The 24,214-nt window shown below is 50.8% G+C and carries 24 protein-coding genes and 1 pseudogene; 17 read left to right on the forward strand and 8 right to left on the reverse strand.

The features are described from left to right. Positions 1–410 precede the first annotated feature (410 nt). Together G7064_RS13735 and G7064_RS13740 are read left to right on the forward strand one after the other, a co-directional pair. Entirely contained in the window at positions 411–1,751 is a 1,341-nt protein-coding gene (locus tag G7064_RS13735) for an alpha/beta hydrolase family protein (protein WP_166074029.1), read from the forward strand. Between the two features lie 80 nt (positions 1,752–1,831). Further along, positions 1,832–2,440 carry an OmpA family protein gene (locus G7064_RS13740; RefSeq protein WP_166074030.1) on the forward strand — a complete coding sequence of 203 codons (609 nt, stop codon included), beginning with the start codon at positions 1,832–1,834 and terminating at the stop codon, positions 2,438–2,440. Positions 2,441–2,543: 103 nt separating this feature from the next. Here the strand turns inward: G7064_RS13740 and G7064_RS13745 are convergent, their stop codons facing one another. Together G7064_RS13745 and G7064_RS13750 are read right to left on the reverse strand one after the other, a co-directional pair. Next, complete coding sequence (locus G7064_RS13745) at positions 2,544–3,443, reverse strand: carboxypeptidase-like regulatory domain-containing protein (RefSeq protein WP_166074031.1); 900 nt, start codon at positions 3,441–3,443, stop codon at positions 2,544–2,546. Positions 3,444–3,544: 101 nt separating this feature from the next. Beyond that, positions 3,545–4,444, reverse strand: coding sequence for a carboxypeptidase-like regulatory domain-containing protein (locus G7064_RS13750; protein ID WP_133274240.1), 900 nt, complete (start codon positions 4,442–4,444; stop codon positions 3,545–3,547). Between the two features lie 215 nt (positions 4,445–4,659). Here G7064_RS13750 and G7064_RS13755 point away from each other — a divergent pair, with 215 nt between their 5' ends. Together G7064_RS13755 and feoB are read left to right on the forward strand one after the other, a co-directional pair. Beyond that, positions 4,660–4,923 carry a ferrous iron transport protein A gene (locus G7064_RS13755; protein WP_240731514.1) on the forward strand — a complete coding sequence of 88 codons (264 nt, stop codon included), beginning with the start codon at positions 4,660–4,662 and terminating at the stop codon, positions 4,921–4,923. A gap of 9 nt (positions 4,924–4,932) precedes the next feature. Next, complete coding sequence (gene feoB / locus G7064_RS13760) at positions 4,933–7,119, forward strand: ferrous iron transport protein B (RefSeq protein WP_166074032.1); 2,187 nt, start codon at positions 4,933–4,935, stop codon at positions 7,117–7,119. A gap of 19 nt (positions 7,120–7,138) precedes the next feature. On the opposite strand, the gene G7064_RS13765 is transcribed toward feoB, so the two are convergent. The 6 genes and pseudogenes from G7064_RS13765 to G7064_RS13790 form a co-directional block, all read right to left on the reverse strand. Then, positions 7,139–7,843, reverse strand: coding sequence for an SAM-dependent methyltransferase (locus G7064_RS13765; RefSeq protein WP_166074033.1), 705 nt, complete (start codon positions 7,841–7,843; stop codon positions 7,139–7,141). A gap of 40 nt (positions 7,844–7,883) precedes the next feature. Beyond that, on the reverse strand, positions 7,884–8,654 hold the full coding sequence (locus G7064_RS13770) for an alpha/beta fold hydrolase (RefSeq protein WP_166074034.1): 771 nt from the start codon (positions 8,652–8,654) through the stop codon (positions 7,884–7,886). A gap of 68 nt (positions 8,655–8,722) precedes the next feature. Continuing rightward, positions 8,723–9,316: a hypothetical protein gene (locus G7064_RS13775; RefSeq protein ID WP_166074035.1), complete on the reverse strand. Its 594-nt coding sequence runs from the start codon at positions 9,314–9,316 to the stop codon at positions 8,723–8,725. 3 nt (positions 9,317–9,319) lie between these two features. After that, positions 9,320–10,371, reverse strand: a pseudogene (selD, locus tag G7064_RS13780) (selenide, water dikinase SelD). A gap of 54 nt (positions 10,372–10,425) precedes the next feature. Next, positions 10,426–11,484, reverse strand: a complete 1,059-nt coding sequence (gene mnmH, locus G7064_RS13785) for a tRNA 2-selenouridine(34) synthase MnmH (protein ID WP_166074036.1) — start codon at positions 11,482–11,484, stop codon at positions 10,426–10,428. An 82-nt stretch (positions 11,485–11,566) separates the two neighbouring features. Then, positions 11,567–12,280 (reverse strand): pyridoxine 5'-phosphate synthase, encoded by a 714-nt coding sequence (locus G7064_RS13790; RefSeq protein ID WP_166074037.1) that lies wholly within the window; start codon positions 12,278–12,280, stop codon positions 11,567–11,569. 140 nt (positions 12,281–12,420) lie between these two features. On the opposite strand from G7064_RS13790, the gene G7064_RS13795 reads away from it, so the two are divergent. The 13 genes from G7064_RS13795 (at position 12,421) to G7064_RS13855 (ending at position 24,213) form a co-directional block, all read left to right on the forward strand. Then, on the forward strand, positions 12,421–12,885 hold the full coding sequence (locus tag G7064_RS13795; RefSeq protein WP_133274234.1) for a GatB/YqeY domain-containing protein: 465 nt from the start codon (positions 12,421–12,423) through the stop codon (positions 12,883–12,885). Between the two features lie 67 nt (positions 12,886–12,952). Next, on the forward strand, positions 12,953–13,474 hold the full coding sequence (locus G7064_RS13800; protein WP_166074038.1) for a CvpA family protein: 522 nt from the start codon (positions 12,953–12,955) through the stop codon (positions 13,472–13,474). 133 nt (positions 13,475–13,607) lie between these two features. Further along, the gene (locus tag G7064_RS13805; RefSeq protein WP_166074039.1) at positions 13,608–14,228 is read left to right on the forward strand and encodes an anthranilate synthase component II; all 621 of its coding nucleotides are present in this window, start codon (positions 13,608–13,610) and stop codon (positions 14,226–14,228) included. A 12-nt stretch (positions 14,229–14,240) separates the two neighbouring features. Continuing rightward, on the forward strand, positions 14,241–15,029 hold the full coding sequence (locus tag G7064_RS13810) for an alpha/beta fold hydrolase (RefSeq protein WP_166075140.1): 789 nt from the start codon (positions 14,241–14,243) through the stop codon (positions 15,027–15,029). Positions 15,030–15,153: 124 nt separating this feature from the next. Continuing rightward, positions 15,154–15,831, forward strand: coding sequence for a CBS domain-containing protein (locus G7064_RS13815; protein WP_166074040.1), 678 nt, complete (start codon positions 15,154–15,156; stop codon positions 15,829–15,831). A 141-nt stretch (positions 15,832–15,972) separates the two neighbouring features. Beyond that, a complete protein-coding gene (locus G7064_RS13820; protein WP_166074041.1) occupies positions 15,973–17,028 on the forward strand; it encodes a POTRA domain-containing protein in 1,056 nt (351 codons plus the stop codon). Continuing rightward, the gene (locus tag G7064_RS13825) at positions 16,995–17,411 is read left to right on the forward strand and encodes a hypothetical protein (protein WP_166074042.1); all 417 of its coding nucleotides are present in this window, start codon (positions 16,995–16,997) and stop codon (positions 17,409–17,411) included. The genes G7064_RS13820 and G7064_RS13825 overlap by 34 nt, the downstream gene beginning before the upstream one ends. Before the next feature lie 39 nt (positions 17,412–17,450). Further along, a complete protein-coding gene (locus G7064_RS13830; RefSeq protein WP_133274229.1) occupies positions 17,451–18,344 on the forward strand; it encodes an NAD kinase in 894 nt (297 codons plus the stop codon). Between the two features lie 52 nt (positions 18,345–18,396). Then, the gene (locus G7064_RS13835) at positions 18,397–19,371 is read left to right on the forward strand and encodes a DUF6089 family protein (protein WP_166074043.1); all 975 of its coding nucleotides are present in this window, start codon (positions 18,397–18,399) and stop codon (positions 19,369–19,371) included. A gap of 84 nt (positions 19,372–19,455) precedes the next feature. Further along, positions 19,456–20,136 (forward strand): DUF6089 family protein, encoded by a 681-nt coding sequence (locus tag G7064_RS13840; protein WP_166074044.1) that lies wholly within the window; start codon positions 19,456–19,458, stop codon positions 20,134–20,136. Positions 20,137–20,221: 85 nt separating this feature from the next. Continuing rightward, a complete protein-coding gene (locus tag G7064_RS13845; RefSeq protein ID WP_166074045.1) occupies positions 20,222–20,968 on the forward strand; it encodes an isoprenyl transferase in 747 nt (248 codons plus the stop codon). Positions 20,969–20,977: 9 nt separating this feature from the next. Further along, positions 20,978–23,491 carry an outer membrane protein assembly factor BamA gene (bamA, locus tag G7064_RS13850; protein WP_166074046.1) on the forward strand — a complete coding sequence of 838 codons (2,514 nt, stop codon included), beginning with the start codon at positions 20,978–20,980 and terminating at the stop codon, positions 23,489–23,491. A gap of 38 nt (positions 23,492–23,529) precedes the next feature. Then, positions 23,530–24,213, forward strand: a complete 684-nt coding sequence (locus G7064_RS13855) for an OmpH family outer membrane protein (RefSeq protein ID WP_166074047.1) — start codon at positions 23,530–23,532, stop codon at positions 24,211–24,213. The last annotated feature ends 1 nt before the right edge of the window (position 24,214 follow it).

Genomic DNA, 24,214 nt, shown 5'->3' on the forward strand with positions numbered 1-24,214 from the left:
CCCTAGCGTCGATATAGCGACCAAAAATCACTGACGAAATTCTAAATTTTCTTAAGCAATCTTTGGGTTAATAGGTGGCTTTTGAATAGTTGTTGCCAATGCACTTATATTATAAGTGGATTTCTATTGCAATGTAAACTTACCGAAAAGCAACTCTCTTATTCTTGGTTTATAAATAAAATGGCACTGAGAACAGAAAAAGTTTTTTTCTGTTCTCAGTGCCATTTTTTCGTGCCTCTGGTGCATGTTTTGTATAGGGCGGAATTTCCGATCTGATGTGGCAGCATCTTATGTATGAAGGTTGCCATTTGGTCGGCCCCGATTAGCCTACTCCACTACTCACCCCTTTTTGCATGAAGAAAATTATTTACTCATCTTTTTTAAGCTTTTGTCTGGTAATTGCACTGCTTATGGCAGCTCCAGCTCGAGCGGCGGCACCAGCATTAGATGGATTGTGGAAGGGTCCTTTACCTGTGCCCGGAGGCCAGTTGGAGGTAGTATTCAGGGTAGTGGCGCTCACGGGGGGCTCTTTCTTTGCTACGCTTGATGTACCGCAGCAAAAGATCAGCCGTATGGCGGTCAGCGTGGAAGTACGAGGTGATACCATCGTATTCATGGCTCCCGAAGCCGGCAGTCAGTTCATGGGCTTGGTTTCCGCTGATGGGAAAGCCTTAACGGGTACTTGGCAACAGCCTGGCTACCAGGTAGCCTTGACACTTGGTTACACGTCGGCCCCGATTAGCACGGCTAAAAGCGCCCGGCTCACGCCTCCTTATCGCGAGGAGGAAATAGCTGTGCCCAATACCGACGCTAATCTAACTTTGGGCGGTATGCTCACGGTGCCAGCTGGTGAAGGCCCATTTCCTGCTGTTGTATTGATTTCGGATATGGGAGCCCAAGATCGTGATGCCACGGTAGGTGACTACCGCCCCATGGGCGCGCTGGCCGACTTCCTGACTCGTCGTGGTATCGCCGTGCTTCGCTTCGACGATAGAGGAGTTGGTAAATCAGGTGGTGACTATAATGAGGCAACACCTCCCGCCTTATTAACCGACCTACAGGCAGCTATGCGTGCACTGCGTAGCCGTCCTGAGATTAATGCTGCTAAAGTTGGGGTTGTTGGACATGGAGAGGGTGGCAACCTTGCTTTGTTAGCCGCCGCCGATGAAGAGGCTCCTAATTTCGTGGTTACAATGGCCGCCAGTGGAATATCCGGCCGCGACTTAGTGCTGCAGCAGCAAGCCGATTTATATCGCTCTTTGGGGGCTAGCGTGACGCAAATGCAAATAGGCGTTATGCGCCGCCAAGCCATCCTAGATGTTATTCGTCAAACGCCAGATAACGCCAAGGCTCAACGCTTAGTAGCTATCATGCTACGAGAAACGAATCCATCTATCGACATGGCCACGGCTAAGATTAGCGCTGGCTTGTTGACCACCGACCGGTATCGCTATTTCCTGGATTTTAATCCAGCTGATAAATTGCCTAGTGTGAAGTGCCCTGTATTATTGCTTTCTGGTACTGCCGACACTTATATCGAAGCCGACGTCAATCTTAATTCGCTGCAGAAAGGCCTGAAAAGCAGTTCTTCGGTAAATAGCCGCAAATTGCCTGGTGTAAATCATATGTTTCAGGCTGACCCATCAGAGTGGACAGTGGTGAACGGCCAACCGCAGCCAACTTTCTCCCCTCAGGCTCAGGAGGCAATTCGGCAGTGGATTATAGTACAAGCTACCGAGAAAGCTAAATAGAAGGCAAGCAAGGCAATAGCCTCAAAGAACCGTTGTGGAACCCTGTGCGTAGAACAGGGTTCCACAACGGTTCTTCTGCTATGAAAAAGTCCCTGTTTGCAATTCTTAGCGCCGCTGCCTTATTGGCTAGCTGCGACAACCTGAAAAATCCGGCCACCAAAAATGAGCCCGAAGAAGCTACTGCTGATACAGCAGTGGTCTATCGGGAAGGTGAGGCTGGTCCTGCCGTCGCGGTTGCCGACGGTGACTTGATTGATACGGATGCCCTGGATTTGCCCGACGTCGATTTCCCAGAAGTTAATCTTCCTGACGTGTCAGTGCGTGGCAATGACCAGTACAGCGTGTATGGCATCGAGGAAACAGTGCTGTTCGATACTGATAAGGCTACCATTAAGCCGAGTGCGGCCAAAGCATTGGAGCAGATATCGGCTTCTATTGGGCAACGGTCGGCTGGTAAGCAGCTGCGTATCATTGGTCATGCTGATTCGCGAGATACCAAGTCGTACAACAAAGAGCTAAGTGAGCAGCGTGCTGAGGCTGTGAAAAACTGGCTGGTTCAGAACGGTAAGATCGAAGCTTCGCGCGTGGCTATTCAGCCCATGGGCGAGTCGAAACCTGTCGCGTCGAATGCAACGGCCGCTGGTCGCCAGCAGAATCGTCGCGTTGAAATAGCCGTGATCAATAAGTAAAGAGGACTCTTGAGTTGAGCTCTGTTAGCACAAAAAAGCCCCCCAGAATTTCTCTGGGGGGCTTTTTATTAGTCAATAAGCTAATGATTGGATAACATAAGAATTACTTAATCATATCTACTTCCGCCTTGATCATGGCGTTGTAGCGCAAGCCGCCAGCGCCCGACATGGTCATCAGTGTCCAGCCTTTACCGAGCGTATAGCTCCAGGTCCGACTCTCCTTGAATTCGAACGTTGGCCGCATGATCTGCCCATAAGGAGTGTAGTTATCGTCGAAATTGGTGGTGTAGAACTTGTCACCGCTTACGATCCACTCCATAGCAACATAGAACCCTTCGTCCGGCGCTACGATGTTGTACTGAGTTAAATCAATGGTAAACCATTGTCCGCCGCCCGGCGCCGATACCACGACGTTCTCAGTGAGCAAATCGGAGTTTGGTGAGCTGTAGTTGCCATCGGGAGCATAGATGCGCACCCGGAAAGGCTCGCGCGGAAAGCCGTGTTCCCCAATGTAAAAAGAAACGGAGCGCACGTTACCCAGCTTTTTGCCTTTTTCATTTTTTACAAAAAACGCGTATTGACTACCCGGCATTCCCTGAATCATGCCGTCGCCGGGCGTGTTGGAGCGTGCGCCTAATTTCAAGTCCTTCACCTTGCTGGCTTGTACTTTTACTTCAGCCAGTTCATACACCCGTTTGGAAACTTCAATTACCATGTCGGCTTGGCTAACGCCACGCTTCACCAGCACTGCCGTGCGCTCATACCCCAGCGCCAGAACGATCAGGGAGTCCTGCGCATTTTTGGTGGGGCCGTTCATCTGAAAGATGCCGATTTCGTTGGTAAGAGCACCACTCTGCTCCACCTTCAAACCAATGGAAGAAAAGGGGATGGGCTCTTTTGTCTTCTTGTCGATAATGCGACCGGATAGCCGAGTCTCCTGGGCCATGCTTAGTGCCGGAAGCAACAGACAGAGGGTAAAGGTGAATAGTATGCGTTGGAACATAATGGGAAGTTTACAGACCGGAAGACAAGTTTGTAAGAGAAATAGGTAGGTAAAAGCTGACCTTAGAAACAGCTTAATAAGTAGAGGAAAGCAGGTAAATGTTACTTGTACATATCTACCTCGGCCTTAATCATGGCATTGTAACGCATGCCATTGTTAGCCAAGGTTATTAAGCTCCAGCCGCGCCCAATGGTGTAGTTCCAAGTCCGACTCTCCTTGAACTCGAACGTTGGCCGTAAGATCTGCCCATAAGGAGTGTAAGTGTCCATAAAATTGGTGGTGTAGAACTTGTCGCCCGTCACGATCCACTCCATAGCAACATAGAATCCTTCGTCCGGCGCTACGATGTTGTACTGGGTTAAATCAACTGTGTACCAGGCGCCACCTTTAATAGCCGATACCACGACGTTTTCGGTGAGCAAATCGGAGTTTGGCGAGCTGTAGTTGCCATCGGGAGCATAAATCCGGATGCGGAAGGGCTCACGGGGGAAGCCGTGCTCACCAATAAAGAATGATACTGTGCGTACTAAACCTAGTTTCTTGCCTTTGTCATTCTTGACGTAAAAAGCATATTGGGTGCCTGGCATCCCTTGAATCATGCCATCGCCGGGTGTATTGGAGCGGGCACCAAGTCCGATAGGCTTCACCTTACTGGCCTCAACTTTGACTGCGTTCAGCAAATAGTCGCGCTTTGGCACTTCAATGATAATTTCCTCCAGATTCTTGTCGCTTTTTCTAACCAGAATGGCTGTACGCTTAAAGCCCAACGCCATTACAATCAGAGAATCTTTCTGATTTTTTTCCGGCATGGCTATCTGGAAATAGCCGTATTCGTTGGTTAAAGCACCTGCCTGCTCTTCTTTCAAGCCGATGGAAGCATACTGGATAGGCTCCTGCGTTTCTTTATCAACTACCCGACCTGAAATTCTATCGGCCTGCGCAAAGCTGAAATAAGGCAGCATTAGAGCAGAAACGACTAGATAAAGTACACGTTTGAACATAGCAGGAATGAGTAGTTGTACCCCAAAACTACAATGAATGTGCCAATGTCATCCCTGTTTTCCTTGAATAGTTATACCTGTGCAATTTTCTGATGGAATAATTCTAAGACACTCATAGCGCCCTCTTATATACAGATGAAGAAAACCATCTTTTGGCCGAAACCTAAATGGGGCGTACCTTTGTTTGAATCCTGTCTAAATAACCGATCCTGCCCGTGGCCATCCGTTCTACTACCGCTGCCGCTACGACCCAACGTAGTGTGAAAGACCTTCGTCTGGGCGAGAGCGCGACGATTTGCTGCCTGCAAGACCCCGAGATGGCGTTGAAGCTGTTGGAGATGGGCTGCATTCCGGGCACACAGGTGCGCCTGAATAGCCGCGCTCCGTTGGGGTGCCCCATCACGCTGGTACTCGGCGACGAAGATTATACGCTCTCGCTACGAGTGAGCGAAGCGGCTACCATTTTATTGAAAAACTAACCGGCGCGGATGGCTCGCCTGGCAACTATACATACAGAATCCGCTCCGGCGGCCGTCGCTCCAGGCGTTGACACTATACATACGCCTCACTCCCGCAGAGAGCTGACGCGTATTGCCTTAGTAGGTAATCCAAACTCGGGTAAGTCTTCGCTGTTCAATCAGCTTACGGGCCTGAACCAAAAGGTCGGTAACTTTCCCGGCGTAACGGTTGACCGCAAAACCGGTATTAGCCAACTCACGCCCCAGCACCGCGCTGAAATTATCGACTTACCGGGCACTTATTCTTTGTACCCGAAGAGCCTGGACGAGAAGGTTATCACCGACTTGCTTTACGACCGCGAATCGGCGCAGTATCCCGATTTCGTGGTGGTCACGGTAGATGCTTCCAACCTGCGGCGTAACCTGTTGCTATTCACGCAACTCGCCGATTTGGGCTTGCCGGCTGTGCTGGCCCTCAACATGATGGACGTAGCTGAGCAGCACGGCGTCCAGATTGATATTGCGGAGTTGCAGCAGGAGCTAGGTGTTCCCGTCATTCCTATGAACGCCCGCAAGGGCATTGGTGTGGCCGCGCTTAAGATTGTCATGGCGCAACACCTCAATGCGCCTACGGTGAGCTTCTATGAGCCCGCGGAGGAACTGTTGCCCATGATCCGGCAGATTCGGTATTACTTCAATCTGCACAACGATTATTTGGCGTTGCACTACGCGCACCAGTTCCGGCACATCAGCTTTCTGACGCCCGATCAGCGCCAATACGTGCAGGAGTTGGTGGAACAATATGGTTTCGAGCCTACTGCTCGCCAGGCGCAAGAAACCATTGCCCGTTACGCTCGCATTAATGAGATTCTGCTCAACACGGTATCAGTGACGCGCACCGAGCGCAATGAGCCGTACAGCAATAAACTTGACAAGGTCCTGACCCATCGGGTTTGGGGCTACCTGATTTTCTTCGGGGTGCTGTTTATGATGTTTCAGGCGGTGTTTGCCTGGGCCAGCTACCCCATGGACCTGATTGATCAGGGCATTGCGCTGATCAACTCACTTATCCAAACCAACTTCAACGGGCCGCTTATTAATTTGCTCACTGAAGGGGTTATTGCGGGTTTGGGGGGCGTTTTAATCTTCATTCCACAGATTGCGTTGCTGTTTGCGTTCATCGCGGTGTTGGAAGAAACGGGCTACATGGCCCGCGTCACGTTCATGATGGACCGCATCATGCGCAAGTTCGGGCTGAACGGGAAGAGTGTAGTGCCGCTCATTTCGGGCGTGGCCTGCGCTGTGCCCGCTATAATGAGCGCCCGCACCATTGAGAATTGGAAAGACCGCATCATTACCATCTTCGTCACACCGCTGATGAGTTGCTCGGCTCGTATTCCGGTCTATACCGTTCTGACGGCTTTAGTGGTACCTGATGAAAAAGTACTTGGCTTCTTCAACTTGCAAGGCGTGGTGCTGATGGGCTTGTACCTATTAGGCTTCCTGTCGGCTATATTCTCAGCTTTGGCCTTGAAGTTCCTCCTAAAAACCCAGGAGCGGAGCTACTTTATTATGGAGTTTCCGGTTTACCGCTGGCCTCGCTGGAAAAACGTGGGTATTACCATCGTCGAGAAGGTCAAAACCTTCGTGTTTCAGGCAGGTAAAGTCATCGTGGCCATTTCCGTTATTCTGTGGGTGCTAGCATCGTATGGACCGGGCGACGCCCTGGATAAAGCTGAGCAGCAGGCCCGTGCTACAGCCGTCCAGCAGCAACTGTCGCCGGAAGAAACCGATAACCGCATTGCCTCTGAGAAGCTGGAGAACTCTTATGCTGGGCTATTTGGCCGAACGCTGGAACCGGCTATTCGTCCCCTAGGCTTCGACTGGAAAATTGGCATTGCGCTGATCACGTCTTTCGCCGCCCGTGAAGTATTTGTAGGGACCATTTCTACGATTTATAGCGTAGGCCAAGACGCGGACATGCGCACGGTGCAACAAAAGCTTGCCGCGGAGAAAGACGAAAATGGGCAGCCATTTTTTACGCCGGCTCGTGCATTTTCTCTACTAGTGTTCTATGTATTTGCCATGCAATGCATGAGCACGCTGGCCGTAGTGTACCGCGAAACGAAAGGCTGGAAATGGCCCCTGATGCAGCTAGTCTATATGACCGGCCTAGCCTACGTGTCGTCGCTGATTGTGTATCAGGTATTTAAGTAGAATCGGATTCTACTACCTGTTACTTACCAAGTAGAAAGACGGCTGGCTGCTTATGAATCTCGGGTAGCTTTCCCTTCCAATCGCCTACGGTATGCGTTTGGACAAACTCATTTGGCGCCGTGAGGCTGGCAGCAATGCATAGGCGGGTAGTAGGCTGCAAATGCGCCAGCAAGTCATCCAGCAGCGGCATATTGCGGTAAGGAGTTTCGATAAAAAGCTGCGTTTGATGCTGGGTAAGAGCCGCCCGCTCTAATTGCTTTAACGCTGCGATTCGCTTGGCTTTTTCAATGGGCAAATAACCGTGGAATACAAAGCTTTGCCCGTTCAAGCCGGAGGCCATTATAGCCAACAACAACGACGAAGGACCCACTAACGGCACTACCTGAATGCCTAATTGGTGCGCTACCCGCGCCACTTCTGCGCCCGGATCAGCCACACCAGGACAGCCAGCTTCCGATAAAATGCCCGCATCTTGGCCGGCGGATACCAGCTTCAGCGCCGCTCTGATTTCTGCTTCCGACGAGTCTTTATCAATTACCGTGAAGCGCAGATCTTCGATTACGTGCGCTGGGGCCACGCTCTTCACAAAGCGCCGGGCCGTGCGGGCATTCTCTACCAGAAAATACGAAAGCGCGGCCACATGCGTAGCTACCTGCGCCGGCAGGACCTGTGCGGCCGTATCATCGGCTAGAATAGTAGGAATAAGATAGAGGATGCCGGGCAAGAGAAGTCGGATTTGATATGTAGTGCAAGAGGTTAGTTCCTTAACCTTGCATAAAGGCATTAACCAGCTCAAACACCTTGTCTGGAGCTTCGGCGTGGAGCCAGTGGCCTACATCAGGGATGGTTTCAACCTGCGAATTGGGGAAAAGTGCCGGAATAACATGCAGTTTGTCCTCCGTCGTGATGTAATCCGATTTGCCTCCCCGAACAAATAAAGCGGGTTTCAGGAAAGGCTGGGGGGCTTTTATCTCCGCACCGACGTGTGCCATATGTGAGGTGAGCGCCTCTAGGTTAAGGCGCCATCCAAACGAATGGTCTTCGCGGCGGTAAAGGTTTTTTAGCAGAAACTGCCGTACCGAATCCTGCTTTATATGCTGGGCCATCATCTCGTCGGCCTGCTGCCGGTTTTCTACGCGCGGTAGATCTACAGCGTGGAGGCCCGCCAAAATGTTGTCTTGGTGGAGCATATCCGAGAAGCTGGGCGCAATATCCAGCACCACCAGTTGTGCTAGCAAATCAGGGTAGTCGAGGGCGAAGCGCATGGCTACTTTGCCCCCCATGCTGTGGCCAAGTAGGGTAGGAGCTTCGAGCTGGAGTTGGGTGAAAAGCTCCCGCACGTCCTCACTCATCAACTCATAGGTATGCTCCTCAGTATGGGGCGAACGGCCGTGGTTGCGTAAGTCCACGGCAATAACCCGAAGATGTTCCGCCCAGCGTTTCGCCAAGGTTTGCCAGTTGTCGAGGGTACCAAAAAGGCCGTGCAGAATAACCAGCGGTGTGCCTTGGCCCTGTTCGCGGTAGTGTAATTGCATAGATAGCGAGGTTCAAATCTTCTAGTAAGCAAACGCGTTCGGGGCTGATGCGTTGCCAATTCGGTCACTCAGGTCCAGCAAAACCAGCGCTGCCGGTCCTCCAGGGGCGTATTACGCAAGAATTCCGTCAGTGGGGCGAGGTTGAGTAGCAAAGACGTAAGCGTGAGTACTTCGCCAGTGCGTAGGTGCAGGCGCAGAAAGTCGTAGTTGCTCCAAAATAGTCGCTTCGACTTGCAAGTAACGCGTTCCACACGCACCAGTTCGCTTTGTCGGAACGGAATGCGCACACGGCCTTCATACACTTCCAATCGATTGTCCTTTGGGTCAAAAACCAGCGTGGTGTGCAGATTGCGAGCGTAATATTGAGCGTGCAGCAGCAATGCTGGCATTGAAAACCCCAGCAGTACGGCTGCCAGAGCCAGCAGCAAAACGGCTTCGTGGGGCGCTAAGTGAGTCGTGTAAAAGTAGAAGCCCAAATTAGGCAAGCCCACGCCTAGGCACAGCAACGGCCAGAATAGCAGGTAAAATTGCCGCAGAAATGTAGGCCGATAGACTTTGCTTTTCTGTGAGAAAAAGCTGGTGATAAAGCGTAGCCCGAAGACAATGGCAAACACGACCACCCCAATTTCCAGCAGGGGCCGCAGTATCTGGAATATCTTCACCGCTTACCGAACCTGAATCCAGGCCTCGCCCGGCGTATGTGGCCGCAGCGTGCCAAAGGATTGCAAGTCAAGGCCGTACTGGGCAAAAATGCCCCCCACTGCCTCGCGTCCTTCCGGCGCTACGCACACCAGCAAGCCACCCGACGTTTGGGGGTCGCAAAGCCACTGACGCTGCTCATCTGTTACCGGCCCGATTTTGTGGCCGTAGCTGTCCCAGTTACGGATTGTGCCGCCGGGCACTGCTTTTTGCTGACGGTATTCCTCTGCTTCCTTGAGCAAAGGAACTTTCGCGAAGTCAATTTCTGCCGTCACGTTGCTGCCTTCGCATACCTCCGCCAAGTGCCCGAGCAGACCAAAACCAGTCACGTCGGTCATGGCGTGCACGGCGGCTAGTTGCCCAAGTTCATAGCCAATTTTGTTAAGCTGCATCATTTGCTGGGGGGCAATTTGCTCGTGCTCAGGCCGCAGAATGGCGCGTTTTTGCGCTGTGGTCATCATGCCTACGCCCAACGGTTTGGTTAGATATAACTCACAGCCAGCCGTTGCCGTGTCGTTGCGCTTGAGGTTAGCAATATCGAGCATACCAGTCACGGCCAAGCCAAAAATGGGCTCTGGCGAGTCAATGCTGTGGCCGCCCGCTAGGGGAATACCCGCTTCGGCGCAGATGCTACGGCTACCTTCAATAACGCGACGCGCCACCTCGGGGGCAATTTATCGATGGGCCAACCTAGCACGGCAATAGCCATAACCGGTCGGCCGCCCATGGCATACACGTCGCTGATGGCATTGGCCGAGGCAATACGCCCAAAGTCGTAGGCGTCATCTACGATGGGCATGAAAAAGTCGGTGGTACTGATAATGGCCTGACCGCCACCGATATCGAACACGGCTGCATCGTCGCGGGAGCTATTGCCTACTAGCAACTTATCATTTTGGGGCTGCGGAATGCTGGTATGCAGAATTTGGTCAAGCACTTTCGGCGCGATTTTGCAGCCGCAGCCTGCCCCATGACTATACTGAGTGAGGCGGATTTGGTCGATTTCTTCGGAGATCATAGATTAAATAAGAAGGGTATCGTAGCGCTTTGCAGCTTACGGTGGAAGTTGGAATTAAGCCACGCCCCGAGAAGCAAAAAGAGACTGTGCGACTACCGTTTTGGCCGCGGCCCGTACCAGTTCCGCATTCACTACCGGGTCGCAGGTGTTAGATGGAACACGCACGATAGTGCTGTTGATTTTGGTGTTTAACCCATGGCCGTAGGTTTTGTCATAATAATCAAGCGCGATGTCCACCATTTTCTCCATGTCGCCCGCCTCAATGGCTGTCAACGCTTCCTTCGTTGCCAAACCACCCAAACGCTTACTGATGCGCTGAATGGCCCCAGCAAGCTCGGCGGGGTCTTCGCGGCCATATTCAGCTGCTAGCTTACTGGTGCGCACCGCCCGCGGAATGTCGAGCACTACGAGCGGAGCAAGGCGCATTTGCTCGAAAAGCGGCTTTGGAATGGTCACGCGGCCGATAGACAAGCTTTCATCTTCGAACCACGGCACGGCGTTGGGGGGCAAATTTGCCAATGCAAGAGCCAAGTCGTTCTCAAATTGCTCGGCCGTAGGCTGCGGCGACAACCCAATGCTGCCAAACGACGAGCCTTTGTGGCTGGCCAAACCCTCCAGATCAACAATGGGCTCACCTTGGCGGGCTAGCTCGTGCAGTACGTCGGTTTTACCGCTGCCCGTCAGGCCACCCAGCACGAACAAGGAACGCGGCTGAGCAAATTGAGCTAGCGCCCAGCGGCGGTAGTCTTTGTAGCCTTTATCCAGCAGATGTACTTTAAAACCGGCCAACTCTAGCAGCCACAGCACGGCTCCGCTGCGCATGCCACCCCGCCAGCAATGCAGCCGCACTTCCTTCTGGGGGGCAATTTTCTGCGCCAGCTTCACCATCTTGCTCATCTTCGGGCCAAAGAAATCCAGACCGATATGGATGGCTCTCTCCTGACTAACCTGCTTGTAAGCGGTGCCAATGCGGGCCCGTTCCTCATCCGTAAATAGGGGCAAACTCACGGCTCCCGGAATGTGGCCGTGGGCGAATTCTACCGGTGCCCGCACATCCAGAATGGGCACGTCGGGCGAGCCTTGCAGAAAATCGGAGAGGGAAAGACGGGGCATGTAGTTGAAGTTGGGGGATACACAGCCTGATAAAGTAAGCGAAAAGCGCACGGTCTAACGCCACAGCGGGCGTGATGCGTTCCTACACCAATTGCCGGCGGTACAGCTGAATTGTGTTTTCCAACCCGAAGTAGAGCGCATCACAGATGAGCGCGTGCCCAATGCTCACTTCTTCCAGGCCGGGCAAGTTTTGCTTTAAGTAAGCCAGGTTGTCCAGGTCTAAATCGTGGCCGGCATTCAGGCCAATACCAAGCTCCTGCGCCAGAATAGCCGCGGTGCGATAAGGCGCAATAGCCGCGGCTGGGTCAGCATGAAATTGTTGGGCATACGCCTCCGTATAGAGCTCAATCCGGTCGGTGCCCGTACCTACGGCAGCCTTTACCATGGCCGGATTGGGATCGAGAAAAATGGAAACCCGACACCCCAGCGCCTTGAGTTCCGTCACAACGCCCAAGAGATAAATCTGATGCTCGACGGTGTCCCAGCCTGCGTTGGAAGTAATAGCATCGGGTGCGTCAGGCACAAGCGTTACCTGCTCGGGGCGCACTTCCCGCACCAGATTAATAAAATCGGGCGTCGGGTTGCCTTCCACGTTTAGCTCGGTGGTCACAATCCGTTTAAGATCGCGCACGTCTTGGTAGCGGATGTGGCGCTCATCGGGCCGTGGGTGCACCGTGATGCCTTGCGCACCGAACCGCTCACAGTCGCGGGCCACTTGCAGCACATCGGGGCGGTTGTGGCCGCGGGCATTCCGCAGGGTAGCGATTTTGTTTATGTTTACGCTTAGTTTTGTCATCTCTTTAAAAAGCGAAAATTGGCTTTGATCTGAAGCCAGCGCACCGCGAAAGTACGCCGATTTTACGGGAGCTTTTTTTGGTTCGTTGGCTCGCCGCCCGTTCGTCACTGGCGGCTTTTTTTACTTTAAAATTCCCTAATATGGCCCTGAAAGAAACTATTGACGCCGCTATTAAGCAGGCAATGCTTGCCAAAGATAAAGTACGCCTCACGGCTCTGCGTAGCATCAAGGCGCAGATCCTGCTGGCCGAAACAGCTGAAGGTGCCCACGGCGCAGCCCTCACGCCTGAGGCCGAAATCAAGCTGCTCACCAAGCAGGCCAAGCAGCGCCGCGAAGCCGCCGAAACCTACCAGAAGCAGTTCCGCTCCGACCTCGAAGAAATTGAGCTGGCGGAGTTGGCCATCATCGAAGAATATTTACCTCAGCAACTCTCCGAAGCCGATTTGGTTGAGCGTCTCGTTGATATTATTCAGCGCGTGGGCGCCACTGGTCCTTCAGACCTAGGCAAAGTAATGGGGGTAGCAGCTCGCGAGTTAGGTGGCCAAGCAGACGGGCGCATGATTTCGCAAGTTGTAGGTCACTTGCTGAACAATACAAACGTGTAATTTTTAAGGAGTTGGGAGCTTAAATCTATTTCTAGCTCCAATTCCTAATTTTTTAGCCCCTTCCAAAATGTCTGGTTTCGACCTCTTTTTGCTGTTGGTGGTGGGCGTGGGCGCAGTGAAGGGATTTCGGCGGGGCTTAGTGTTGGAAGTCGCGTCGCTGTTGGCCTTTGTGCTGGGAGTAGTAGGCGGGCTCAGCCTGCTCAACGATGCTATTCCGCTGGTTCGGCATTATGTGGGCGAGGCCTTTGGGCTACTCCCCATCGTGTCATTCTTGCTGGTGTGCGTACTCATTGCTTGGGGAGTTCATCTGTTAGGCAGTTTTGTAAAGAGTGCCGTGCATCTGACCCCGCTCGGCTTGCTCGACAACTTGCTGGGCGGCGCTGCTGGGGCGTTAAAATGGATATTGGGTTTAAGCCTGCTTCTGCACGGTTTGGGCTTAGCTGGGGTAAATCTGCTCTCGCCCACCATAACTGGCGACTCGCAAATGCTCCCCGTTGTGCGACAGGCCACCCCAGTAGCCTTAGAGGTGGTGGGTTTTGTGATGCCTTTCGCTAGTACTCTTCTAACCCGCCTGCGGGGGGTATTTTAGAGCTGAACTATTGAGCTATTACTGAAGCTAATTTGTTTGTCGCTTGTAAGGTGAACAAGCAAGGCTTTAAGCTTGCAACCTTTCAACCTATTAACAGCTCAGTTTCTTAGTTATTCAACTAGTTAGTTATCCTGTGCGGCTTCTTCTGCTCGACAACTTCGATTCCTTCACTTACAACCTGCTGGACTACTTGCAGCAGTTGCAGGTGCAGGTTCAAGTCGTGCGCAACGATGTGCCTCTGGAAGCTATCAGGGAGCTGGAGTTCGATGCAATCGTGTTGTCGCCCGGGCCAGGTACCCCGAGCAGAGCAGGCGTAATGCCCGAACTAATCCAAGCGTATCATCAGCGGGTACCGATGCTAGGCGTGTGCCTAGGGCACCAAGCATTAGGCGAATTTTTTGGGGCAAAACTGCAACGTGCTGTGCGGCCTATGCACGGCAAAGTCTCGGAAATCGAATTTGCCCCCCAGGAGATGTTATTTCAAAATTTGCCTCCCAAGCTTAAAGTTACGCGCTATCACTCCTTATTAATCAGCGGCTTGCCCGAAACACTAGTGCCGCTGGCTCACACTACGGATGAACATCAAGAAATAATGGCCTTGCGTCACCACTCATTGCCGCTCTACGGCGTACAATTCCATCCCGAAGCATTACTGACGAGTCACGGCTTAGCCTTGCTCGGCAATTGGGTCAAGTGTTGTATCATTGCAATGGACGCTCGGTCGGCACCCGCCGTACCCGCGTCTGCCCGCTGAGAAGCCGAGATGATGGAATTGCAGATTAAGGAAAAGAATGGATTTCAGTACGTGGAGGAAGGCACCGGCGAGGTGCTCCTGCTCCTGCACGGCTTGTTTGGCGCCCTGAGCAACTGGCAGGACGTCGTGAGTGATTTCGCGCGCGACTACCGCGTCATCATCCCCATGCTGCCGATTTATGAGATGCCTCTTACCAAGGCTGGCGTGCCTGGATTGGTGGGATATGTAGAGGAATTTGTGGCCGAAATGAGCTTGCATCAGCCTTTTACATTACTTGGTAACTCGCTGGGCGGTCATGTGGCGCTGGTTTACACCCTGCACAATCCGCAGCAGGTGCAACGCCTAGTGCTCACTGGCAGTAGTGGTCTATTTGAAGACTCGATGGGTAGCTCGTTTCCAAAACGGGGTAACTATGGTTTCGTGCAGCAGCGGGTAGCTTACACGTTTTACGACCCTACATTAGCGACCAAAGACTTAGTAGATGAGGTATTTAACGTTACGAACTCGAACATCAAAGTGCTTCGTATCATTAACATCGCTCGCTCAGCGCAGCGCCATAATTTAGCCAAAGACTTAGGCCGAATTCAGGTGCCAACCCTGCTCGTCTGGGGCCTTAACGATACAATTACCCCCCCGATAGTAGCGCACGAGTTCCACCGCCTCATCACCAACTCGGAGCTGCATTTTCTGGACCACTGTTGTCACGCGCCCATGATGGAGCGTCCCGAGGCGTTTAATGCTCGGCTCCGTCAGTTTCTGCATAGCACTAAGCGCCAGCAGGTCGTTAGTTCCGTATCATAGAAGGCAAATCTCATTTCTGTTTGCAACTCGGAGCCAACTTAGCGAAACAAAGTTTGCTCCTTGGCGCTTGTTTGCCTTTTGGTTCGTAGCTTATCCACGTTTACTTCCGTTTCTCAGCCTACACATGCATTCTATGCTTGCCGAAGAATTGCTCAACCATATGATTCCGGCACTACAAGTGACGGACTCAACCGGGAAGGCTGCCAAATGGCTGGAGGAGTTTCACGTGGGGCAGCTGCCCGTCGTCGATAACCGCCAGTACCGCGGTCTTATTACCGAATCTGATCTGCTGGACTATGACCAGACGGAGGAGTTGCTCAGCCACCTGACGCTGGGCTATGCCGATGTGCATGTGCAGCACGATCAACATTTCTATAGCATCATGGAAATAGCTATCCAGAATAAAATTCAGCTGGTGCCCGTCCTCGATGAGCAGCGTGAATATATGGGCGTAGTGACGGTTGGTGATACGCTAGCCGCGCTCGGACAAATGCCTATCGCTGTAGGGCAGGGGGGCATTTTAGTGCTTTCTATGGATGAGCGCGATTATTCTCTTACTCAAATAAGCAGGTACGTAGAGGAAAATAACGCTAAAATTCTAAGCGCCCACGTCGCGCAGGATGAAAACGACCCATATAAAATCCGACTAACGCTTAAGCTCAATACGCCCTCTCTTACCCGCATTGTAGCTACGCTGGAACGGTTTGGCTACGTTATCACCGCTCAGTTTAGCGGTTCTACTGATGTAGGCGAGGGTGAGCAGGACCGCTTCGATGCCCTCCTGAAGTATTTAAGCCTTTAAGAGCAAATCTTTGAGGGAACGAGCAGTGGAAGTGCATAGAATGATAGGTCAGCAGATAGATATTGCAGGATCAGAACCATTCTTGGCATTGCGGAATGGGAATTGCGCTCCCCCCGATTCTCCATCTCTATTGTTACCTACTTGAGCCTGCTCGCTTGTTTGCTTTCCTTACTGCTGGGTAGCAGTATTTTGCCCCCCGGCCCGTTTCCTGACTCTGTAAGACGCGCTCCAGCTGATAGCTTGCTGCAGGCGCAATGCCCGCAGTATGCTGTTGTGCGTGTAGGCACCATTTTATTTGCAGGTAATGAAGTAACCAAGGAAGTAGTGCTACGCGCTGAGTTGGATTTCCAAGAAGGTGACACACTGACCGCTGCTACGTTGGCTGCTCGTTTGGAAAGTAACCGCCTGCGACTATTCAACCTGCGGCTATTTCATAGCGTCATTCAGCAGACGGTTTGCCGAAATGGCGAAATCACAGTGTTGTTCGCAGTGCAGGAGCGGTGGTACACCTTTCCTATTCCCACACTTTCGTTTGCTGAGCGCAATTTCAACGCCTGGCTGGACCGCCCCGATCGATGGCGTCGGGTTAATTATGGGCTATACATTGTGCGCAAAAACTTTCGGGGCCGCAATGAGGAAGTACGCGCTAATGTGCAGTTGGGCTTCAACCGCCGTTATGAGTTGTTTTATGAAGCACCTGGCTATGGTCCGCGCCGACGTATTGGTTTTGGGGCAGGCATTTCCTACGCCCGCAGCCGTGCCCTCGACTATGCCACTCTTCGCGACCGGCTCGTGACATTTCGCCCCGAAGATGGGTTTCCGCTTATGCGCCAGTATGGTTCGCTGGGGCTACGGTGGCGCCAATCGGTGCAGCGTTTTTCTGCCTTCGATGTGGCTTATTATAAGGAGCAGGTTTCCGATTCAGTTGTTGAGCTAAACCCTGTGTATTTTCTGAATAAGTCGCGGCGGGAGTACTTGGAGCTCAAACTCACCAGCACCTTGAATCAACGGAATACATTTGCTTATCCCCTCACGGGCCGATTTGCTCAAGTAGCACTGTTCCATCGTCTTTTCCTGACATCAAATAACCCTGATATTACTACCCTCGTAGGCCGTTATGCTCAATATTTCGCTCTGGGGGCAATTTTTACTATAACTATAGTTTGCAAGGCCAACTGCGGCTGGTCCAGCGGATAGGCTACGCCGACAACCGAGCGCTTGGTTACGATGCCCATGTGCGTGGGTATGATGCTTATGTTGTAGACGGCCGCCATTACGGATTAGCGCGACAAAGTGTGTCTTACCGACTTTTCGATGCTGGTAAAATCAAGTTGCAGGGTATATCTAATTCCAAGATAAACACCTTACCCTTGGTTATTTATTTGAATACCTTTACCGATGCTGGGTACGTGCTAGCTCGTACAACCATACCTGAAAACAGGTTGCCTAACCAATTATTAGGGGCTGCTGGGGTAGGTTTGCATTTTGTCACCTACTACGATCGGGTACTAACGGTAGAATACACCCGTAATGGCCGAGGCGAAGGCGGGTTCTTCTTTCGTACCGATTTTCCTATCTAAATTCTACCCCGACGGTTTACCGCAGGTTACTCTTTTGTTATGAAAATCGCCATAATTGGTAAGCCCCTCGACGACTCAACCTTGCCTTTCGTTCAGGCTTTGCTAGATGATCTGGTATCTCGTCAGACTGATATTCTTATTGCTGAGTCGTTTCACTCTTCTCTCTCATCTCGGCTTCGCTTGCCCGAAAAAATTACGGTTTTTCAGCGTGGTGATTCTCTGCGGGGCGTACAATTTATCCTCAGTATCGGTGGCGACGGTACTCTATTGGATACAGTAACCTATGTTGGAAGCCTGCAAATTCCGATTTTAGGTATTAATACTGGTCGGCTCGGTTTCTTAGCTACCATCACCCCAGAGCGCATCGCGCAGGCAATTGACGCCTTATATAAGGGACATTTCGTAATTGAGGAACGAAGTTTGATTCGCGTAGAAACGGATCCGGAGGTTTTCGGCAAGATCAATTTTGGTCTTAACGAATTCTCCATTCTCAAGCGTGATACGTCGTCTATGATTGTGGTGCATACCTACATAGATGGTGAGTATTTGAATTCCTATTGGGCAGATGGCCTGATTGTAGCTACTCCAACGGGGTCTACCGGTTATTCTTTGAGCTGTGGAGGGCCTGTAATGTTGCCGCAAACTAACAATTTCATTATTGCACCCGTATGTCCGCACAATCTTAATGTGCGTCCTCTTATCGTGTCAGATCGTAGCGTGATTTCCTTTGAAATAGAAGGTAGAAGCAATAATTTCCTGCTGTCGCTTGATTCCCGCTCGGTTCCCGTGGAGGCTAATGTGCAAATTGCTGTACGCCGGGAAAACTTCGGGGCACGACTCGTAAAATTGAATCACGTTAATTTTCTGACCACCTTGCGCAGTAAGCTGAATTGGGGTCTGGATCGGCGAAACCCTGCTGGAACACCCGTATAAGTGAAAGGCTATTTGTAATATTTGTTTTTAAAGTTCTTTACAACCCCTACTTTTGTCGCCGACTGCTACTGTGCCTATTGGCTACCCTGCTCTCTCAAAATCTGATATTACTAAACCTGGTTTGATTATGAAGCATTTCTTTACCCACACCTTAGCTGTGTTGCTCGTGCTTGCACTAGTAGCCAACGAGGCAAGCGCTCAGCAGTTTAACAGACGGAAGCAGTACAATTCCGTAGGGGTAAGCCTGAACGCCATGAACTATTTCGGTGATATTGTACCGAAGGCTAGCGTTCCCAGCTTCCGTTTTGCTGCTACACGGCCTAATATAGGTTTGACTTTCACACGCCGTTTTGCCCCCCGGATATCTGGTCGTGCTGGTCTGTCTTATGGCCGTATCACTGGCGACGACACGAAAGCTGCAAACCAAAACGATTCGGATGCTAAGTATCGCTACAACCGTAACTTCGCCTTCCGCAACGACATAGTTGAATTATCAGCAATTGGTGTTTTCGACTTGATCGAGAACCGCAATACGTACGTAAAGCGTCCTGATTTTGTGCCCTACGTATTTGCAGGTGTTGCTGCCTTCTACCATAACCCCAAGGGCTTAGTGAAGGATAACGCAACGACTTTGAATCCTGGTGATTATGTAGAGCTTCAGCCCCTGAATACTGAAGGGCAAACAGAAGGATACAGCAAAACACAGATATCTATTCCATTTGGTGGCGGCGTTCGCTACAAAATCAATAAGGACTTTGATATCGGCTTGGAAATAGGCTGGCGCAAGACATTCACTGACTACATTGATGATGTAAGCGGTAACTTTGCTCAGGACGCTGATCTTCGTAGCGCTGCTGCTCAGTATTTTGGTCGAGACATTACGCTTAGCCGCACTGGCGAGTTTGCTGGCTTTGATGATCCAGGAAATATGCGTGGTAAAAGCAATGAAGATGACTGGTACATCGTTACTGGTATCACGCTTAACTATATTCTTCAGCCACGCGTGAAGAGCCCTAAATTCCGATAGCCACCAGTATCTGGCTGTCTATTTCACTCAAGAGTCAGTCTGATGCTGCAATCGTTTCTCCGCATAACACTCCTTACTTGCCTTGTGCAAGTAGGGAGTGTTTTTTTTATTGCTTCTGCTAACGCCCAAAATACCAGTGAGTTAGGTATTGGTATTGGGGGGCTAAATTATAAAGGTGAACTCTCACCGAATTATCAGTTCGAGAATAACAGACCAGCTCTGACTATCTTCTATCGAAAGGATATTTCAGTGCCAATTACGCTTCGGGGGGCTTTTACGGGCGGAATGCTACAAGCCAATGACGAAAATGTTAAAGGTGTAAATGATGCGACCGCACCTTTAAATAGCTATCGGCAAGCTACTATGAAGGGTGGCTTGGCTGAAGTGTCGGGCGTAGTGGAATACAACTTCTTCAATTACCATAATCGCAAGGACAAGATTCACTTCACGCCCTATGTATTTATTGGAGTTGCTGGATTTTACGCCAACACCAAAACGACATTTGAGGGCCAGGGATTTAATATTCCTAGCACTAGCGGAGGTATGCTCGGTGTTGCGATTCCGGTTGGTGCAGGTATAAAGTATGCTTTATCTCCTCGGTGGAATCTCGGATTAGAGGCCGGCGCTCGCAAGACATTTTCGGATAAATTAGATCACTTAGGCGACCAAAACGATTTTATAGCGAATCCTCATACCAAAGACTGGTATTTCTACAATGGGGTAAGCATATCCTATACATTCTACAAAATCTATTGCCCCGAATAAAGCGCAGAATACCTATAGCGCTCATATACGGAAGGCAAATGCAACCATTTGCGTAACTTGCAGCCTCTTTACGCAAAAAATAGCAATGGCCTCTCGGTCCGAAATTGACTCTCAGAATTTACCTGCCCACGTAGCCGTTATTATGGATGGCAATGGGCGTTGGGCTAAGCAAAAAGGTGGCCTTCGGATTTTTGGCCACCAAAGCGCTATTACAGCTGTGCGGGACACCGTAGAAGCGGCTGCCGAGCTAGGCATTTCGTATCTGACGCTCTACGCCTTTTCGACCGAAAATTGGGCTCGGCCAGCTTATGAGGTGACCGCCTTGATGCAACTTCTAGTGCATACTATTCGCCAGGAAACCCCCACCCTACTCAAAAACGGTATTCGGTTGGAGTCTATTGGGCAGATCGATAGTTTGCCAGCATCCTGTCAGCGTGAACTAGCCGAAGCTAAAGAGTTGACCCGTGCTGGTACTCGCATGACGCTGGTACTAGCGTTAAGTTATAGTGGCCGTTGGGACCTGACTCAAGCCATGCGACGCATTAGCGAGGAAGTAGCCGCTGGCCGACTAGCGCCCGCGGCCGTGGATGAGGAAACTGTAGCCCAATACCTTGCTACGGGGGGCATTCCTGACCCCGAGTTGCTCATTCGGACAAGTGGTGAGCAGCGTATCAGTAATTTTTTGCTTTGGCAACTAGCTTATACTGAACTTTATATCACTGATTTGTTGTGGCCTGACTTTCGGCGTGAGCACTTCTACGATGCCATTCAGTCCTATCAGCGCCGTGAGCGCCGGTTTGGCAAAACCAGTGAGCAACTAACCGTTTCGTAAGTTTTTAGAATGATTGCTTCTCTTAATAAATTTATCACGCGACTAGCCCTCGTAGTGTCGCTTGGCATAGTTGGCATCGGACAGTTGCAGGCCCAAACTCCTGCAGCAGCACCTGCCGAGCCTCAGCGCTACGAGCTAGGGGGTATTACCATTAGTGGGGCGCGGTATCTGGATGCAAATACGCTTATTGGCATCACAGGTCTGCGAGTTGGCGACCCAGTAACTATCCCGGGAGAGGAGATTGGCAAAGCTATTCGCCGCTTGTGGGAACAGGGTATTCTCGGTGATGTGAGTGTATCCGTTACTCGTATAGATGGTCAACGTGTTTTCCTCGATTTCTTCCTTAGTGAGCGTCCTCGCCTATCTAAATTCGACTTTGTAGGAATTAGTAAAGGCCAAGGTGATGAACTGCGCGATAAGATCAAGCTTATCCGGGGTAAAGTGGTTACGGATGCTTTACTAAATAACACTCGCACTCAGGTACGCAAATTCTATACAAACAAAGGATTTCTTGATGCCAAGGTTAGCATTACGCAAGTACCTGACTCAAGTCTTTCTAATAGTGTCGTACTCAAAATCAAAGTAGATAAAGGGGATAAAATTCGTATTCGTGATATTGCTTTTGAAGGTAACGAAGCATTCACTGATGGGAAGCTGCAGAAGAAGCTTAAGAAGACAAAAGCTAAAAAGTCGTATAAACTGCTGACGGCAGGTAAGTTTCAACGGGCTGAATACGAAGAGGATAAGCTAAAGCTGCTGGAGTTTTATAATGCTGAAGGCTACCGGGACGCTGTTATTGTTTCTGATACGTTGATTCGTCAGGATGACGGGTTGGCCTTACGAATTACGGTAGATGAAGGCCCCAAGTATTACTTCCGTAATATCACTTGGAACGGCAACTATCTGTATGATGATAAGACACTGGCGTCGGTTCTAGGCATCAAGAAGGGAAGCGTTTACAACAAGGAAGAGCTCGAGAAGCGGATTAGCTATAACCCTACGGGGCAGGATGTGCAGTCGCTTTACATGAATGATGGCTACCTGTTCTTCAATATTGATGCGGTAGAAACCAAGATTGAAGGAGACTCTATTGACCTAGAAATGCGGATAAGCGAAGGTGTTCAGGCCCGCATTAAAGAGGTGAACATAGCAGGCAACACCAAAACCAGCGACCATGTACTACGCCGTGAGCTACGGACGCTACCGGGGGACAAATTCAACCGGGAACTGTTAATTCGCTCGCAGCGGGAGATATCGACGCTCGGCTACTTCGACCCAGAAAAAGTTGGTATTAACCCCGTACCTAATCCAGCAGAGGGTACAGTAGACATCAACTACACAGTAGTTGAGAAACCTTCTGATCAGATCACGCTTTCGGGCGGCTGGGGTGGCTATGCAGGCTTTATTGGCACCGTAGGTTTGGTTTTCAACAACTTCTCACTGCGCAAAGCCGGTGACTTTCGCAACTGGAAGCCGGTGCCAGCCGGCGACGGACAACGTTTAGCTCTGAACGTGCAAGCCAATGGTCTGCAATATCAAGCCTATTCTTTCTCTTTCACCGAGCCTTGGTTAGGTGGTCGTAAGCGCAATTCGCTCACCTTTAGCCTGAATAAGAGCATTCAGCGATTGGGACAAGCTCTTGACGCTAGTACTGATCGGTATATCAAGGTTAATAGTGCTTCTCTTGGCTTAGGCCGGCAGCTGCGTTTCCCTGATGACTACTTTACACTCAGCAATTCGCTATCAGTTAGTCAATATGATCTGAAAAATTATCCGGCTTTTGGTACGGAGTTCTTCCGGAATGGTACCGGCAACGCGAATAACATCACACTGAACACCACGCTGTCGCGCAATAGCATCGACAATCCAACGTACACTCGTCGTGGCTCGTCGCTGTCGCTTAGCGTGAATTTAACACCTCCGTACTCGGTGTTCAATGGTGCTCATCCTTCCGTGAATGAGTGGGTTGAGTTTCATAAGTGGATGTTCGACGCTTCGTGGTTTACCCCAATCGTTGGGAAGCTGGTACTCAATTCTCGGGCTCACTTTGGCTACATCGGCTCGTATGGCTCTGATCGGCAGATTGGACCTTTCGAGCGCTTCAAGTTAGGTGGCTCGGGCTTAGGTTATGGGGGTTCCTCTAACTTCCTCATCGGTACAGAATATATCGGTCTGCGTGGGTATGGTGACCCAGGAGATGCCAATTCTATTCCGACGGCTCGACAGGCTTCGAGTGGAGGTGTAGCCTACAATAAATACGTAATGGAGTTACGTTATCCAGTGTCGCTTAATCCGGCAGCAACGGTGTATGTGTTGAGCTTTGCAGAAGCCGGTAATGCTTTTGATCAGTATACCGATTACAATCCTTATAAGCTGTACCGTTCGGTAGGGGTTGGTGCCCGCATATTTATGTCGGCATTCGGTTTGCTCGGGTTCGACTATGGCTTACCACTTGACACGGTGCCTGGCCAGACTAAGAAGGAGGGTATTTTCCACTTCATTATTGGCCAGCAGATTCGCTAATTCATTAGCCAGTTAGCTAGATTCTTAAAATCTCTGCCATGAAAAAGCTACTTTCTTCTCTTTTCATTGTACTAGCAGGATTACTAACGGCTTCTGCAGCTCAAGCGCAAAAGTTTGGGTATGTAGATTCCGAGTTTGTGATGGGTAAACTGCCGGCCTACGCTGCTGCCCAGCAGGAGTTGAATACGCTGTCCGGTAACTGGCAAAAAGATATCGAGAACCAAAAGAAGGATCTTGATAAGCTATATCGCACTTATCAGGCAGAAGAAGTGTTATTGACGGAAGCTGCAAAAAAGAAGCGGCAGGATGAAATACTAAAGAAAGAGCAGGAAATAAAAGCGTATCAGAATAAGATCTTTGGTTTCGAAGGGCAATTATTCAAAAAGCGCCAAGAATTAACTAAACCTGTTCAGGATCAAGTGTTTGAGGCCATCGAACGGGTGGCGAAGAAGAAACAGCTGGCAATTGTATTTGATAAGGCTGGCGACTTAACCATGCTCTATACGAATCCAGTCCATGACTACACTGAATTTGTACTGGAGGAACTGGGTTTAGCTTCTGAAGAAAAGAACCAACCTGGTAAAAAGGGCGCAGTACAGACGGTAGAAACGCCAACTACGCCCACCGATGGTGTAGATGCTGAGGCGACTGATGCCCCAGCTGCTACCCGTCCGGCCCCTCGCACCCGGCAGCCGGCTCAGCCGGTAAAACGAAAAAATTAAC

Source organism: Hymenobacter sp. HDW8, from assembly GCF_011305775.1.
Taxonomy (GTDB): domain Bacteria; phylum Bacteroidota; class Bacteroidia; order Cytophagales; family Hymenobacteraceae; genus Hymenobacter; species Hymenobacter radiodurans.

What these genes read in the sequence shown, in the direction of transcription:
- G7064_RS13735 (WP_166074029.1), top strand. Translation starts at nt 411, where the DNA reads ATGGCAGCTCCAGCTCGAGCGGCGGCACCAGCATTAGATGGATTGTGG.
- G7064_RS13740 (WP_166074030.1), top strand. Translation starts at nt 1,832, where the DNA reads ATGAAAAAGTCCCTGTTTGCAATTCTTAGCGCCGCTGCCTTATTGGCT.
- G7064_RS13745 (WP_166074031.1), bottom strand. Translation starts at nt 3,443, where the DNA reads ATGTTCCAACGCATACTATTCACCTTTACCCTCTGTCTGTTGCTTCCG.
- G7064_RS13750 (WP_133274240.1), bottom strand. Translation starts at nt 4,444, where the DNA reads ATGTTCAAACGTGTACTTTATCTAGTCGTTTCTGCTCTAATGCTGCCT.
- feoB (WP_166074032.1), top strand. Translation starts at nt 4,933, where the DNA reads ATGGCTCGCCTGGCAACTATACATACAGAATCCGCTCCGGCGGCCGTC.
- G7064_RS13770 (WP_166074034.1), bottom strand. Translation starts at nt 8,654, where the DNA reads ATGCAATTACACTACCGCGAACAGGGCCAAGGCACACCGCTGGTTATT.
- mnmH (WP_166074036.1), bottom strand. Translation starts at nt 11,484, where the DNA reads ATGCCCCGTCTTTCCCTCTCCGATTTTCTGCAAGGCTCGCCCGACGTG.
- G7064_RS13790 (WP_166074037.1), bottom strand. Translation starts at nt 12,280, where the DNA reads ATGACAAAACTAAGCGTAAACATAAACAAAATCGCTACCCTGCGGAAT.
- G7064_RS13795 (WP_133274234.1), top strand. Translation starts at nt 12,421, where the DNA reads ATGGCCCTGAAAGAAACTATTGACGCCGCTATTAAGCAGGCAATGCTT.
- G7064_RS13800 (WP_166074038.1), top strand. Translation starts at nt 12,953, where the DNA reads ATGTCTGGTTTCGACCTCTTTTTGCTGTTGGTGGTGGGCGTGGGCGCA.
- G7064_RS13810 (WP_166075140.1), top strand. Translation starts at nt 14,241, where the DNA reads ATGGAATTGCAGATTAAGGAAAAGAATGGATTTCAGTACGTGGAGGAA.
- G7064_RS13815 (WP_166074040.1), top strand. Translation starts at nt 15,154, where the DNA reads ATGCATTCTATGCTTGCCGAAGAATTGCTCAACCATATGATTCCGGCA.
- G7064_RS13830 (WP_133274229.1), top strand. Translation starts at nt 17,451, where the DNA reads ATGAAAATCGCCATAATTGGTAAGCCCCTCGACGACTCAACCTTGCCT.
- G7064_RS13845 (WP_166074045.1), top strand. Translation starts at nt 20,222, where the DNA reads ATGGCCTCTCGGTCCGAAATTGACTCTCAGAATTTACCTGCCCACGTA.
- bamA (WP_166074046.1), top strand. Translation starts at nt 20,978, where the DNA reads ATGATTGCTTCTCTTAATAAATTTATCACGCGACTAGCCCTCGTAGTG.
- G7064_RS13855 (WP_166074047.1), top strand. Translation starts at nt 23,530, where the DNA reads ATGAAAAAGCTACTTTCTTCTCTTTTCATTGTACTAGCAGGATTACTA.